General features: G+C 36.3%; 14 protein-coding genes. 3 read left to right on the top strand and 11 right to left on the bottom strand.

Going from position 1 to position 14,196, the window contains the following annotated elements; genetic code table 11:
- From AC3HD6_RS14880 to AC3HD6_RS14865, 4 genes are all read right to left on the bottom strand, one after another.
- Window positions 1–331, bottom strand: a 331-nt coding sequence (locus AC3HD6_RS14880; RefSeq protein ID WP_488897054.1) for a transposase, incomplete at its 3' end; no start/stop codon positions are given.
- Between the two features lie 124 nt (window positions 332–455).
- Window positions 456–809: an ISAon1 family transposase N-terminal region protein gene (locus AC3HD6_RS14875; RefSeq protein ID WP_488897053.1), complete on the bottom strand. Its 354-nt coding sequence runs from the start codon at window positions 807–809 to the stop codon at window positions 456–458.
- Window positions 810–917: 108 nt separating this feature from the next.
- Window positions 918–1,787, bottom strand: coding sequence for an alpha/beta fold hydrolase (locus AC3HD6_RS14870; RefSeq protein ID WP_488897052.1), 870 nt, complete (start codon window positions 1,785–1,787; stop codon window positions 918–920).
- A 96-nt stretch (window positions 1,788–1,883) separates the two neighbouring features.
- Window positions 1,884–2,375, bottom strand: a complete 492-nt coding sequence (locus tag AC3HD6_RS14865) for a tetratricopeptide repeat protein (RefSeq protein ID WP_488897051.1) — start codon at window positions 2,373–2,375, stop codon at window positions 1,884–1,886.
- 146 nt (window positions 2,376–2,521) lie between these two features.
- Between AC3HD6_RS14865 and AC3HD6_RS14860 the strand changes: the two genes are divergently transcribed.
- Window positions 2,522–3,403, top strand: coding sequence for a DUF808 domain-containing protein (locus tag AC3HD6_RS14860; protein WP_488897050.1), 882 nt, complete (start codon window positions 2,522–2,524; stop codon window positions 3,401–3,403).
- Between the two features lie 68 nt (window positions 3,404–3,471).
- On the opposite strand, the gene AC3HD6_RS14855 is transcribed toward AC3HD6_RS14860, so the two are convergent.
- The 7 genes from AC3HD6_RS14855 to proS all read right to left on the bottom strand — a co-directional run bounded on the left by AC3HD6_RS14855 (window position 3,472) and on the right by proS (window position 11,439).
- Window positions 3,472–4,476, bottom strand: coding sequence for a hypothetical protein (locus AC3HD6_RS14855; protein ID WP_488897049.1), 1,005 nt, complete (start codon window positions 4,474–4,476; stop codon window positions 3,472–3,474).
- A 75-nt stretch (window positions 4,477–4,551) separates the two neighbouring features.
- Window positions 4,552–5,670: a molecular chaperone DnaJ gene (dnaJ, locus tag AC3HD6_RS14850; RefSeq protein WP_488897048.1), complete on the bottom strand. Its 1,119-nt coding sequence runs from the start codon at window positions 5,668–5,670 to the stop codon at window positions 4,552–4,554.
- A 100-nt stretch (window positions 5,671–5,770) separates the two neighbouring features.
- Window positions 5,771–6,310 (bottom strand): nucleotide exchange factor GrpE, encoded by a 540-nt coding sequence (locus AC3HD6_RS14845; RefSeq protein WP_488897058.1) that lies wholly within the window; start codon window positions 6,308–6,310, stop codon window positions 5,771–5,773.
- 309 nt (window positions 6,311–6,619) lie between these two features.
- Entirely contained in the window at window positions 6,620–6,913 is a 294-nt protein-coding gene (locus tag AC3HD6_RS14840) for a Bor family protein (protein WP_488897047.1), read from the bottom strand.
- A gap of 148 nt (window positions 6,914–7,061) precedes the next feature.
- On the bottom strand, window positions 7,062–8,402 hold the full coding sequence (locus AC3HD6_RS14835; RefSeq protein ID WP_488897046.1) for an Nramp family divalent metal transporter: 1,341 nt from the start codon (window positions 8,400–8,402) through the stop codon (window positions 7,062–7,064).
- Between the two features lie 113 nt (window positions 8,403–8,515).
- Window positions 8,516–9,847 (bottom strand): DUF937 domain-containing protein, encoded by a 1,332-nt coding sequence (locus AC3HD6_RS14830; protein WP_488897045.1) that lies wholly within the window; start codon window positions 9,845–9,847, stop codon window positions 8,516–8,518.
- Between the two features lie 116 nt (window positions 9,848–9,963).
- Window positions 9,964–11,439, bottom strand: coding sequence for a proline--tRNA ligase (gene proS, locus AC3HD6_RS14825; protein ID WP_488897044.1), 1,476 nt, complete (start codon window positions 11,437–11,439; stop codon window positions 9,964–9,966).
- Between the two features lie 142 nt (window positions 11,440–11,581).
- Between proS and AC3HD6_RS14820 the strand changes: the two genes are divergently transcribed.
- Together AC3HD6_RS14820 and AC3HD6_RS14815 are read left to right on the top strand one after the other, a co-directional pair.
- The gene (locus tag AC3HD6_RS14820; protein WP_488897043.1) at window positions 11,582–12,676 is read left to right on the top strand and encodes a prolyl-tRNA synthetase; all 1,095 of its coding nucleotides are present in this window, start codon (window positions 11,582–11,584) and stop codon (window positions 12,674–12,676) included.
- 35 nt (window positions 12,677–12,711) lie between these two features.
- Complete coding sequence (locus tag AC3HD6_RS14815; protein ID WP_488897042.1) at window positions 12,712–14,115, top strand: OmpP1/FadL family transporter; 1,404 nt, start codon at window positions 12,712–12,714, stop codon at window positions 14,113–14,115.
- Window positions 14,116–14,196 lie beyond the last annotated feature (81 nt).

The following is a 14,196-nucleotide window of genomic DNA, read 5'->3' as shown; positions in this document are numbered from 1 at the left end:
TGATTCTGATTTCTTGAAGTGCTTCTATAGCTAGTTTTTGAACATGAAAGCGGTCTATGACCAGGGAGGCACCAGGAAAGCATCTTTTCGCAATGCGCTTCATGGAGCCTGCCATATCCAAAGTAATCTCTTTTACCATCATCCGAAACCTTCTGTTGATTTTCAAAAGATGCTCTATGACAAAATCACTCTGAGTTCCTTTTATAATAGCGACAATGCTTCTTTTTTGCCCTTTGGCTCTTTTAGAGGTAAGGACTGTATAAAGCTCTCCATCAGATAGGGCTACTTCATCTAAAGATAAGGAATCTGAAAGATTTTCAGGATAAATCACCCATTGATCTGCATGACCTCTGTATTTCCAGTCCTTGTATTGGCTGAGTGTATTTTTATATTGTCTTTGAAAAGTCTTTCCCTTAACTCCAAAGAACTCTGCGATGACCTTGAGGGGAAGAGCTTTAGTATCGGCTAATTTTTTTTAAGAAACCCGCAAAGTCTTTAGTCATACGTGTTCCTTTAGATACAAGCTGCCAATCTCTTTGAAGAATTTCTCCTGATGACTTATCTGTCCATCTTCTTCTTTTCACATGGAGTTTTACAATTTTACCCCTTAATGGATAATCATCCACAACAATCTCAGATAGAAACCCCTTTGATTCCAACTGACGCTCTTTAAACTCTTGTGGAATACTGGTTTTTTCTTCAAAATAGATATGAAGTTCACCATTGTGGTCTTCTGCTTTGAGGATGTCAAAGTATTCAACTAAAAATTCTGGAAGTAATAATTTGAGAAGTTCGTGATCGCTTAACATAATTCAAAGATACATCAACTTAACATTTCCCCCAACTTTTGAGACTGATCCCATTCATGTCTATAAAACTTATTCAAAGTTTATTTATGATATAGACTTAAAAGATATTTATTTCTTGATCCAATCCAGGATATTCGGATAGATGATGCTATCTCTTTTTCTTTTGCTGAAAAATCTTGGAGCATGACCTGTTTTTTTCATAAAAACAAATTTGTGGGGAACATTCATATGAGTCAATGCGGAGTCCATAGCGATGCCTTGGTGCTGATTCACTAAAAAGTCTTGATTTCCCTGAAATAATAGCGTAGGAACTTTGGTTATGTTGGCAATGGGACTCGCTTCTTTAAAGGCTCCGGAGAAATGTTTACGGTCAAATTTAGCTCCTACAACCTTTTGAATGGTAGGGGAAGTATATTTAGAATAAAAGGAATTAAGATATTCAGAGCTGTAAAAATCTGTAGGACCGCTTAACGAAATGATCTTTTTAATCTGATCTGGGTGCTGATAACCATAGAGGAGAGCAAGATGTCCGCCGGCACTTTCACCAAGAATAATATAATTATTAGGTTGCAATTCTGCTTTTTCTGCTAAAGAATTGAACTTTTCAACAGCAAGACCAATATCTTCCAGCTGTTGTTTATAGGTGATTTTTTTCTTTTGAGAAACCAATCGGTAGTTCATGTTGAGACTAGGAATATTATTCTTGAAAAGCATTTTCTGAATCTGAATCATATGTTCTTTTTTTCCCAGCGTCCAGGCTCCACCATGTACAATAAGAACTACAGGAGAATTTACAGGATAATCTTTAGGAAGAAAGATATCCATTTTCTGTCTTTTATGCTCTCCATATTTTAAGTTATAAATCTTTTGCTGTCCATCAGGGCCTACCCAAACTCTGAATTTCGTATTACAGGATTGCAAGAGGAAACTAATGCATCCCATAACGAAAAAATGGTACCTGAGAATGAGCTTTTTCATAGATTAAAAGTACAGAAAAAGAAGCTGTAAAGCTAAAGAAAACAGATGATTTATATAAGGTTTTATTTTGTTCTTCAGAATGTTAAAAAGCTGTTTTTATAACACTTCTTTATACAAAGCATTTGCATAATTATACATGGATCTGTTGTACCTGGGTAAATGCTTAGAAATTGCTTTTAAGGTGATCGATAAAGCTTCCTCATATTCCCCGGCTGAAGAAAGAGAAAGCGCTAAAAAAGAATCAACAGCATCATTCAGATCATCTGAATAGTTAGCTTTTTCTTCTCTTAAAATATGGATGCTTTCCACTATTTTTCCATTGTTTCTTAAGGTACTTGCCAGCTGGATCCTCGCTCTTCTTCTTCGTAAACCTGAGAGTCCTGAATTTAACGCGGCTCTGTATAAGGGTTCAGCTTGTTTTTCATTCCCGGTTGAATCAAAGGCACATGCCATTTCAAAATCTGCAATTGCTGGCGAATCTGCAAGGTTGGTTATATGCTCCTTGAGCAATTGAATAAATTCTTCGTTGCTTATTGTTCTAAGCTTCTGCCAGATATCTTGTAATCGCGACTCCCAATTCTCATCCATTGTATCAATTTTAGACAAAGATATAAAATATTGAAAGCGAAGTATTGCTTTATAATTCTTAAAATTATTGTTACATTATGAATCAGAAAATGGAATTAAATATTTATTTTTGCTGAACTTAACAAAGATTAAAAAAACATTAAAATATGGCATCAGGCTTTTTTGCAATTTTAGATGATATTGCAGCATTGATGGATGATGTAGCGGTTACGAGTAAAATAGCTACACAAAAAACAGCAGGAATTTTGGGAGATGACCTGGCTGTAAATGCAGAAAAAGCCACAGGCTTTCTTTCTTCCAGGGAACTTCCGGTATTGTGGGCCATTACCAAGGGTTCCTTTATCAATAAGTTGATTATCCTTCCTATTGCGTTTTTGCTCAATTGGCTTTATAAACCAGCCATTGAGATCATCCTGATTTTGGGAGGTTTATACCTTGCTTTTGAAGGGGTAGAAAAAATTATTGAATTCCTGTTTCACCGTTCCAAAAAAGGACATGAAGTAGTAGAAGAGAGTAAAGAAGATGAAAACTCTGAGGTTTCTGAAAAAGCAAAAATTAATTCAGCCATCAGAACAGATTTTATTCTTTCTATTGAGATTGTAATCATTGCTTTGGGAACAGTAATCCAACAGGAGCATCCACTTATTACGCAAATTCTTACCGTAACTTTTGTTTCATTTATTGCAACAGTAGGAGTTTACGGAATCGTAGCATTAATTGTAAGAATGGATGATGCTGGTTTTAAGTTAATCAAAAAAAGCCATGATAAAGGATTCTTTTCCAAACTTGGACATCTTTTAGTAAAAGCATTACCGGTAATTATCAAAATTTTAGGTGTTGTAGGAACAATTGCCCTGATTTTAGTTTCAGGAGGAATTTTCGCTCATAATATCCATTATCTGCATGAATTGCTTCCAACATGGCCAGATATTTTAAAGGAATTCACCTTCGGAATTATTGGTGGGTTGGCTGCTGTAGCTGTTTTCACTATAGGAAAATCAATCTATTCATTAGCTACGAAAAAATAAAGATACTTTTAGATAATAAAGAAATCCTATACTATTTTCAGTATAGGATTTTTTTTTGATTAATAATTTTACTTCATATTGGTTTTGATCAGCTCAATTGCGGTGATAATTTTTGATCCAAACATATCCTTTGCCCAGGTTTTAGAACCTTTTAGCCTTTCTAAAATTAAGAAAAGAGCCAGTCCTTCCTCCTGTGACCACCATTTTTTATTCCGTCTGACCCCATCCAATGCTATGTTTTTATCCATCTTAGCACCTTTAGGATGGATCAGCCATAAGTACATGGAATATTGTCCCATCCCTTCCATGGTAAGGAAAATATCATCTATCTCTTTTAATCCTTGATATTGATCTTTAAAATACTTTGTCTGTCTGTCTTTAATTAAGGTTAATCCCTTTATAAGTTGTTCTGTATTCAGTTCCTTATCACTAATACTATTATAAAGACTATTTATTTCGGACTGGTATAGATCAAGATAATCTTTATTTTCACTAAAAATAGCCTGAATCATGTCATCATTGAAAGGGACTTCAAAATTATTTTGTTTTTCAAGTTGGGTAATATTCTTTCCAAAGTTTTGCATTTGTTGAGTATGGGAAAACTCATGGAGGAAAACACCTGTGATTAAATTATCCAACCCCAGTTCCTTGCTTTCTATTCCTGCTTTTTTCCAGAAACTCGGTAAAGGCATTACAAAAAATGATTTTTGGTCCAAAGGGGCTTCTGATGCAAATGACATAATTCCTACGGGAACAGTCTTTTTATTAGGTAGGGTAAGGGAATTGTGATGAGGCTTTTTTTTCCAGTTGTATTTGAGATTTAGGAGATTATACCCTTTTATTGACTGACCTTTAGGAATGGTTACCGACGAGGTGGAGTACACATAGGTTTCATCGAAAAATACAAAATGTACAGGGTGAATTTTGTCAATTTTATAAATGTCTTTATACACTAATGACCATGCAGAAAACCACTGATTCACTGCAGTATCAAACTCTCTGTTATCATTTTGTTGTCCAAATGCTTTTAATGAGACTATAAAAAGCAATAAAAAAAATACTGTTCTTTTCATGTCCGGACTTTTTTAATAAAGAACTAATATACAAATAGATGAAATAAAAAAAGAGACCCTAAGGCCTCTTTTATATTAATTGAATAAATCTTTTACTTTATCAAAAAAAGTTTTCTCCTTTCCGGAAGGTTCTGCAACCATTTCTCCGCTGGACATCTGCTTTTCAAAGAAGTCTTTTTGTTCCTTAGTAAGCTTTTGTGGCGTCCAAACATTGATATGAATAAACATGTCTCCTTTACCATAGCTATCAATACTTGGAAGACCTTTTCCTGCTAATCTTAAGATTTTTCCGGATTGAGTTCCAGGATCAACAGTAATTTTTACTTTTCCGCCTACGGTAGGAATTTCTTTTTTAGTTCCTAAAGCAGCTTCAGCAAATGAAACATACAGTTCCTGGTGAAGGTTGTCACCTTCTCTCTTAATTGTTTGATCTACTTCTTCCTCGATGATTACTAATAAATCACCCGGAGTACCACCAAACGGAGCATCATTTCCTTTTCCTCTTACATTAAGCTGGATTCCGTCTCTTGCTCCTGCAGGAATATTGATTGTGATTTCCTCTTCATCTTTTACCAGACCCTGAGCATTAGCTCCGGCAGGAATTTTATCAGCAACCTTACCGATTCCCTGACAAGTACTACAAGTAGTCTGAGTCTGCATTTGACCAAACATAGTGTTCATTACTTTAAGCTGAACACCGGAACCGTTACAGGTAGGACAGGTTTTTGAAGTGGCACCTTCTGCCATCTTCATTTTTTTTACTTTAATGGTTTTGTGAGTTCCGTTTACCATTTCTTCAAGGTTCAGCTTGATTCTGATTCTTAAATTAGAACCTTTCACCTGCTGACGGCCTCCACCGCCGCCGCCGAATCCGCCGAAACCACCACCGAAAATATCTCCAAACTGGCTGAAAATATCCTCCATGTTCATTCCGCCTCCGAAGCCTCCGCCTCCGAAACCACCATTTCCACCCATTCCGGCGTGACCGAATTGGTCATATCTGGCACGTTTCTGATCGTCGCTTAATACTTCGTACGCTTCAGCTGCTTCTTTAAATTTTTCTTCAGCCTCTTTATCCCCTGGATTTTTATCCGGGTGGAATTTGATGGCCATTTTACGGTATGCTTTTTTTATCTCGTCGGCAGATGCAGATTTGCTGATCTCAAGAACCTCGTAATAATCTTTTTTTGACATGACAATTTAATAATTGATTGTTGATAAATGATAAAAGATATTGTAAGCTAATAAGTGAAACATTCATCAGTTATCACCCATCATTTATCATTTATGAATTTTAGTTTCCTGTTACTACTTTTGCAAAACGGATTACCTTATCATTCAAAGTATATCCTGTTTCAATAACATCTACGATTTTCCCTTTCAACTCTTCTGATGGAGCCGGAATTTGAGTAATAGCTTCATGGAAGTCTACGTTAAAGCTGTCACCAGCATTCACTTCCATAGCTTTTAATCCTTTTTCAGTAAGTTTATTTTTAAATTTCTGATAGATAAGTTCCACCCCTTGAAGATCATTTGGATTTCCGTTTTTAGCGATTTCTTTTAATGCTCTTTCAAAATCATCTAAAACGCCCAGCATAGAAACCATCATATCCTGGTTAGCATATTGGAAGAATTCCAATTTCTCCTTAGAAGTTCTTTTTTTATAGTTCTCGAATTCAGCATATAATCTGATGTAACGGTCTTTTTCTTCTGCCAAAAGTTCCTCAGCAGATGGAGTAGCTGTCACATTGTCCTGAGACGTTGCCTCATTCTGAATGTTGTTATCTTCTTGATTATTGATGCTTTCTTCGTTAATATCCTGATTTTCCATAATTCAATATTTATTTACAGGATAATTCGCAAAGACTCTGCCAAAGGAAAAAACAGGACATTTAGGCAGTAAGCTAAATAGATTTATTACCGTATGGATTAGTTTTATAAATAATAAATGAAAGTATAGTCAGCAGCATTATCTTTCCAGTTAAGAAACCGATACCATAGTTGTTTAAAGAATTAAGCTGGAAGATGATTATATCTGCGATAATATAGATGAGATATACTGCAATTATAATTGCAATATAAAAAATACTTTTTTTCATAGTAAATAAGTAGGCAGTGATCATATATCACTGCCTATAAAATTTTATTTTGTAACGGTTGTCATAGTTGGAGTGTATATACCCAATGTAAGAGCAGCAATTAATCCATTTACAAAAGTTTGTTTTGTTTCCACAGTATAGTTTTCAGAATCGCCGGCCATCGCTCTTGAATCTGATACTGAAATGGGAGCTAAGCCTTCAATTAAGTAATGATTCCATTGGGTTACTTTCTGTGTACCTAATGCTCCTTTTCCTACCACACTTGTGTAAGAATAGCAAGATGTTAATGCAATTGAGGTTACCATTACAATTGTCATCATTTTTAGTGTTTTTTTCATTTGTTAAATCTATTTAAATTATATCTGATTTTAAACTATAAGAAGAAACACCAATTTTATGCCGTTTTTGATTGTAAATGTCTGAATATTAATTATTTAAATTATTTATTTGTTTTTAATTTATTTTATCTTTTATTTAAAAAAATATTCAATGATTTTCTCCAAAAAATGTCTGATATAGTAAATATAAATTTAAAATAATGATAATTGCCGAGATAGCCCATACACAAACTTTCAGGAGTGGTTTGTTCACAAATTCACCCATTTTAGCCTTATCATTGGTAAACATGACAAGAGGAACTACGGCAAAACTTAGCTGCATTGATAGAATCACCTGGCTTAAAACCAATAATTCTGTTGTGCCTTCTTCTCCATAAAGAATAGCAACAATTAATGCAGGAATAACAGCAATAAGCCGTGTAATCAATCTTCGCAGCCATGGTTTTAATTTAATATTTAAAAAGCCTTCCATCACAATCTGTCCAGCTAGAGTTCCGGTAAGCGTTGAGTTTTGTCCGGAAGCTAATAGAGCAATAGCAAATGCAATACTTGCCATTGAAGCTCCTAAAATTGGAGTTAACATCTTATAGGCATCATGAATATCAGCTACATGTTGATTTCCAGTAGTGTGGAAAGTAGCGGCTGCGAGGATTAAAATGGCTGCATTAATAAAAAATGCCAGCATCAGGGATACTGTACTGTCTAAAGTTGCAAATTTAATGGCTTCTTTCTTTCCTTCAGTATCACGAGAATAGTCTCTTGTCTGTACAATACTGCTGTGAAGATACAGATTATGTGGCATTACAGTAGCTCCTAAAATACCGATAGCAATATAAAGCATAGCCGGATTCTGTATGATTTCTTTTTGAGGAACCAATCCGCCAAGAATTTCATTAAAAGCAGGTTTAGAAATAACAATTTCATAGGCAAAACAGGCAAGAATAATAAAAATAAGTCCACCTACAATACTTTCTATCCATCGAAATCCTTTTGCTTGAAGCAAGAGAATCACCAATACATCTACTGTCGTAATCACAATTCCCCAGGTCAGCGGAATATGGAATAATAGATTTAAAGCAATGGCTGAACCAATAACCTCGGCCAGATCACAGGCAGCAATGGCTATTTCGCAGAATACCCAAAGAATGAAATTGGTCGTAGGATGGAAATGATCTCTACAGGCCTGTGCTAAATCTCTTTCAGCAACTACACCAAGCTTAACGGACAAATGCTGTAGAACCACTGCAAAAATATTGGAAATAAGTATAACTGAAAGTAGGGTATACCCAAATTGTGCTCCTCCGGCAATATCTGTGGCCCAGTTTCCCGGATCCATATATCCCACGGCAATCATTAATCCAGGCCCAGCAAAAGCAAGGTATTTTCTCCAGAAACTGGCTTTTTTAGGGACTTTAATGGAAGAATAAACTTCTGATAAAGAATGTGATGTTTTATCTTTTCGCCAAGCGCTTTTTAAATTGAAATTCATAAATGTTAGAAATGACTAACAAATTTAATTAAATAAATGTAAACACAAACATCAAGACATGAAAAAATCCCGAAAATCACTTTCCGGGATTCAATTTTTATTGATTCTAAAGATTATTTAGAGAATCTTACAGACATTTTTCTGTCCGCAGCTCTTTCAGCATCAGAAGCTTTTGCATCTACTTTAGCAAACTTACTTCCGTACCCTTCTGCTCCAAGAACCTGAGCTCCAACTCCTGCTTTTGCTAAAGCAGCTTTGATATAATCAGCTCTTGCCTGAGAAAGTTTTACGTTGGAAGCTTCATTTCCTGTCTTATCAGTATAGCCGCCAATTTTGATTTTTGCATCAGGGAAAGCTTTAAGAATAGCTACTAAATTATCAAGCTGCCCTTGTGATCCAGCTTCTAATTCAGTAGAGCTGCCCATTTTAAAGTTAACATGGTCGAAATCGTACCATTTGTCTTTCAATGCTGCATCGTCTGCCGCATTTTTGTATCCATCAGTTTTCAGGAATGCAATCATCTGATCTTCCATACCTCCCTTGTAGCCTTTTAGCATTACACCGTTAAGGTCAATGTTTTCATCAGTTTTAGCTGTAGGAGCAGCTGTTGTAGCTGGAGTAGAAGTCGTTGCAGAAGCTGTATCTACAGATGTTCCTGTAGAGTCTGAGGTAGAAGTCATCGTGGTAGTCGTTTGCTTCTTCTCACACTGTTTCCAAAGGAAATAGGCAGCTGCAATTAATAATAAAAGCGGAAGCAACCATTTCCAGATTGAGCCTCCGCCTTGATTATTATTGTTGTTATTTTCAAATTGTTCTCTTATTTCTCTTGCTCCTTCACTTACATTTTCTCTTGCTGTAGCAACACCTTCAGCGATGTTATCCTTGGCAGTAGAAGTTACTGAAGAAACTGTTTCTTTCGCTTGACCAAACCAATTTTCAGCTCCTAATCCAAAGGAAGCTAAAGAAAGTCCTGCTGGCAGTAAAGACGAAATAATGCCTTTCTGATCATTCAGTAAGCTGGAAATACCTGAAGCACCCAAATTATTGTCTGCTGCATATTTTCCTACTGTGCCTACTGTAGCCCCGGTAACCAGGTTTAACAAAGAACCTGCAGAAGTGTTGCTGATTCCTGAAAAACTGGCAATGGAATTAACTAGTCCGCCTACTTTATCTCCAAAAAGAGAAGATAATAAATTGGTAATAATAGGGTTACTAGATGACCCACCTAATAAATTTCCTAAAATTCCGCTTGAAGAGGCTTTCGTAATAGCATCCACAACACCAGGATTGTCTGCGTTATTGGCTAATCCACCTACTACAGCAGGTAATAAGCCACCAATTGCTTTAGAAATTCCGGATTCGCTTTCTCCAAACTGTGATGCAGCCTGTGAAACCAAAGCGGGACCTAATTGTCCTTTAATTAAATCAATGACATTTAAAGACATAATAAATTTTTTTAGATTAATGTTGAGATAAATTTAAACAAAAATCCGTCTAAATGTCATTTTTTTTTCAATAATTGTTGAAAAATTAACGAAATTTTCTAAAATCGTTAAAATTATTAATACGCTTTTGCGAATAATACACGTCTCTTCGATGGTTTTCCAGAAATCAAAGAAATACCTTCTTCAATATCATCATCTAAAGGAATACATCTGATTGTTGCCTTCGTTTCGTCCTTGATCTGTTCTTCTTCTTCAGCTGTACCATCCCAGTGTGCATAGATAAATCCTCCTTTTTCTTCAAGAACTTTCTTGAATTCTTCGTAAGTATCTACTTTAGTGACATTATTTTTTCTGAATTCAAAGGCTTTGTTATAAATATCTTGCTGAATCGTTTTTAATAACTCTTCAATATAAATATCTATTCCTTCTATAGAACGAACTTCTTTAGTAAGATTGTCTCTTCTCGCAATTTCTACAGAATTGTTCTCAAGATCTCTTGGTCCCATAGCAATTCTTACCGGAACACCTTTCAATTCATATTCAGCGAATTTCCAGCCTGGTTTGTTCTGAGTATCGTTATCAAATTTTACAGAAATACCTTTTGCTCTTAATTTAGCCTGGATATCTAAAGCCACTTCACTGATCTGGGCTAATTGCTCTTCTCCTTTAAAGATAGGAACAATCACTACCTGAATTGGAGCCAGAGTTGGAGGCAGTACCAATCCGAAGTCATCCGAGTGAGTCATAATTAAAGCTCCCATCAAACGGGTAGATGTTCCCCAAGATGTTGCCCATGCATGTTCTATTTTTCCTTCTTTGTTGGTGAATTTTACATCAAATGCTTTTGCGAAATTCTGCCCTAAGAAGTGAGATGTTCCTGCCTGAAGGGCTTTACCATCCTGCATTAATGCTTCAATACAGTAGGTTTCATCTGCTCCTGCAAATCTTTCAGAAGGTGTTTTTAATCCCTGAACTACAGGAATTGCCATAAAGTTTTCTGCAAAATCGGCATATACTTTATTCATTTTTTCAGCCTCTTCTACAGCTTCTTCTTTTGTAGCGTGAGCTGTGTGTCCTTCCTGCCATAAGAATTCTGCTGTTCTAAGGAACAGACGGGTTCTCATTTCCCAACGTACAACATTAGCCCATTGGTTGATAAGGATAGGAAGATCTCTGTAAGACTGGATCCAGTTTTTATAAGTATTCCAGATAATTGCTTCAGACGTAGGACGAACGATAAGTTCTTCTTCCAGTTTGGCATCCGGATCTACGATTAATTTTGAAGGATTATTAGGATCTGTTTTTAATCTGTAGTGAGTAACTACCGCACATTCTTTTGCAAAACCTTCTGCATTTTTTTCTTCAGCCTCAAATAAGCTCTTGGGCACAAAAAGCGGGAAGTATGCGTTCACGTGACCTGTTTCTTTGAACTTTTTATCCATTTCATCACGCATTTTTTCCCAGATTGCATAGCCATACGGTTTGATTACCATACATCCACGCACTCCTGAGTTTTCAGCTAAATCAGCTTTTACAACCAGCTCATTATACCATTTGCTGTAATCTTCGCTTCTTGAGGTTAATTTTGCCATTATCTTTTAAAATTTTTTTAACTTTTGCACATTATTGTTATCTAAAAATAAAAATCTATTTTTGATAGATTTTTTAATCAGTATTGGTACATTTTTGGTACAGATTGCAAATATAATTTAAATTAAAAATTTTTACGTTATCATGAAAAGAAATATACATAAAAATTTGCTTGGGCTGCTAAAATCTAAAGGGATATTAGCAATCTCAGGCGGATTATTGCTTATGTCTTGTGGTGCTCAGATGGGAGGGTATAGCGAGACAGATGGGGTATATTATGACCCCAATAAGGATACGCTGCCAGAAGGAGTTATCATTAATGGTGGCGGAAACAGAGTAGGAGATTACTACGACTACTATCAGGATTCTAATGTTATTCAGAATGCACAGACGAATTCCAGAGAACAGCAAAATAAATATAATGAATGGAGTGATGTAGATCCTAATTGGGGAAATGCAACCAACTCTGACTGGGGAATGTATGCAGGATCTCAAACCAATTACTATGACAATTCCTGGGGATGGGGATCTCCTTGGGGTTGGGGAGGATATAATCCATATTGGGGCTGGAACCGCGGCTGGGGCTGGGGTGCTGGTCTTTCATGGGGTTGGGGCGGATCGTTCGGCTGGGGCTGGGGAGGCTCTTTCGGATGGGGAAGCCCATATTGGGGATACGGATATTCTCCATACTGGGGTGGATACTATGATCCATTCTGGGGTGGTTATTATGGAAATCCTTACTGGGGATACGGAGGTGGCTACTGGGGCGGACATAACAGAATTTATATGAGAAGTGGTAACAGCGGCTCAGGAATGAGTAATGCTGTATACAGAACAAACACTGCCAGAAATAACAACGGATTCAGAAATTCTAATGGATTTAGAAACTCTAATTCCGGTGGTTTCAGAAATGAAAACGGCGGTTTTAGAAATGAAAACGGTGGCTTTAGAAATGGTAACGGCGGATTCAGAAATGGAAACTCTGATGGATTTAGAAATGGAAATTCAAATGGAGGTTTCAGAAATTCAGATTCTGGTGGATTCCGTAATTCTGCACCTCAACAGCCAAGATATAATGGAGGTTTCAGATCCGGTGATTCCGGAGGTTTCAGGAACAATGGCGGATTTAATAATTCCAGCGGTGGTTTCAGATCTGGTGGTTCATCAGGCGGCGGTGGCGGCTTTAGAGGTGGTTCATCCGGCGGGGGTGGCGGCTTCAGATCAGGAGGCTTCAGATAATATTCAACTTCATTAAAAAACTATTAAAAAAAATAATGTTAAAAAAATCTTTAGTATTAATGGGTATTTCTGCTGCATTTTTTGCACAGGCTCAAGATGTTTCATTAATAAGAAATACTGTAGATGTTTATTCTAGTACTCCTATGGTGGGATCTGCCAAGTTTAATGCTATGGCAGGTGCTAACGGAGCACTGGGAGGTGATGCGAATTCATTGCTGACTAACCCGGCAGGTTTAGGAGTTGCTATTTCAGGAGAAGTTTCTGCAACCTTATCCGTTATGGGGAATAAAAATAGCTCTTCCTTGGGTGGAAATAAAATGGATTTTAGCAAGACAAGAGGCGATTTAGGAAATGCGGGAGGTGTAATTGCTTTTCCATTAATGACTGAATCAGCATGGAAATTTATTAATATCGGGGTTAATTTTTCAAATCAATCCCTTGATAATATCATACAGACTCCTGGAAATGCTAATATAATAGCTGCTTTACCTGATGGTGCTGCTACATTAGACGGACATGCCTATTCAAGATATGGGAATTTATCCAAAATGAGTTTCGGTGTTGGAGCCAATTATAATCATAGTGTATATATTGGAGCAGGATTGAATTTTTTCAATGCTACTGTAGATCAGTATGATAGATTAGGCTTAAAGATGAATAAAAATAATTATGTAGATGTTTTTGACAGACAGGATACTCCTTATTCGGAAAGATCCTCTGGATTCTCAGCTACAATAGGGGTAATTGGAAAATTAAGTCCCAATTTCAGATTAGGAGCATCTCTTGAGACCCCTACATTCTGGAATATAGATCGTGACTTCAGCTTTTACAATAATCCGGATTATGGAAATGGGATAGGTTCTGAAAACAGAAAATTTACTTCACCGCTTAAAGCTACAGTGAGTGCTGCGTTTGTTGCCAGTAAAAACTTCTCATTGAACGTAGATTATACTCTAGGTCTTACAAAACCAGATTATAAAGTATATGGTAATGTTGAAAGGGATCTGAATTCTTTCTTTAAAGAGAATTATAAAAATATGTCAGAGGTAAGAGTAGGTGCCGAATATAGAGTACAACAGCTGAGATTAAGAGGTGGATATTCCTATTTATCCAATCCGGTTGATGCTCTTACGGTTAGCAGATTTGATAATGCAGGGAATGTAGCAGATCAATCTTATAGTAATATGATGTTAAGCGATAGAAACTTACTTTCATTTGGTATTGGGTATGATTTCAAATCATTCTATATTGATGCATCCTATCAAAATGTAAGTTCAAAGTACAGCAATCCTTTTATGAGAGGACTTATTGGAAATGATTACGATAGTGCTTATTATTCATTAGATTCAAAATCTATCTATGAAAGTGATGCTTATGCAGTAAGTGAAGTTAAAAACAGCAGAAACAACTTCTTCCTTACCATTGGTTGGAAATTCTAATTCCCATAGATATCATGGAATAAAAATAAAAGAGGCTGTCTCAAAAGTACCCCTCTCTTGGACTCCTGTCTGACAACTTTT

It is taken from the genome of Chryseobacterium sp. II3a, from assembly GCF_057815135.1.
This window is presented reverse-complemented; position numbering and strand designations above follow the sequence as displayed.

What these genes read in the sequence shown, in the direction of transcription:
- AC3HD6_RS14875 (WP_488897053.1), bottom strand. Translation starts at nt 809, where the DNA reads ATGTTAAGCGATCACGAACTTCTCAAATTATTACTTCCAGAATTTTTA.
- AC3HD6_RS14870 (WP_488897052.1), bottom strand. Translation starts at nt 1,787, where the DNA reads ATGAAAAAGCTCATTCTCAGGTACCATTTTTTCGTTATGGGATGCATT.
- AC3HD6_RS14865 (WP_488897051.1), bottom strand. Translation starts at nt 2,375, where the DNA reads ATGGATGAGAATTGGGAGTCGCGATTACAAGATATCTGGCAGAAGCTT.
- AC3HD6_RS14860 (WP_488897050.1), top strand. Translation starts at nt 2,522, where the DNA reads ATGGCATCAGGCTTTTTTGCAATTTTAGATGATATTGCAGCATTGATG.
- AC3HD6_RS14855 (WP_488897049.1), bottom strand. Translation starts at nt 4,476, where the DNA reads ATGAAAAGAACAGTATTTTTTTTATTGCTTTTTATAGTCTCATTAAAA.
- dnaJ (WP_488897048.1), bottom strand. Translation starts at nt 5,670, where the DNA reads ATGTCAAAAAAAGATTATTACGAGGTTCTTGAGATCAGCAAATCTGCA.
- AC3HD6_RS14840 (WP_488897047.1), bottom strand. Translation starts at nt 6,913, where the DNA reads ATGAAAAAAACACTAAAAATGATGACAATTGTAATGGTAACCTCAATT.
- AC3HD6_RS14835 (WP_488897046.1), bottom strand. Translation starts at nt 8,402, where the DNA reads ATGAATTTCAATTTAAAAAGCGCTTGGCGAAAAGATAAAACATCACAT.
- AC3HD6_RS14830 (WP_488897045.1), bottom strand. Translation starts at nt 9,847, where the DNA reads ATGTCTTTAAATGTCATTGATTTAATTAAAGGACAATTAGGTCCCGCT.
- proS (WP_488897044.1), bottom strand. Translation starts at nt 11,439, where the DNA reads ATGGCAAAATTAACCTCAAGAAGCGAAGATTACAGCAAATGGTATAAT.
- AC3HD6_RS14820 (WP_488897043.1), top strand. Translation starts at nt 11,582, where the DNA reads ATGAAAAGAAATATACATAAAAATTTGCTTGGGCTGCTAAAATCTAAA.
- AC3HD6_RS14815 (WP_488897042.1), top strand. Translation starts at nt 12,712, where the DNA reads ATGTTAAAAAAATCTTTAGTATTAATGGGTATTTCTGCTGCATTTTTT.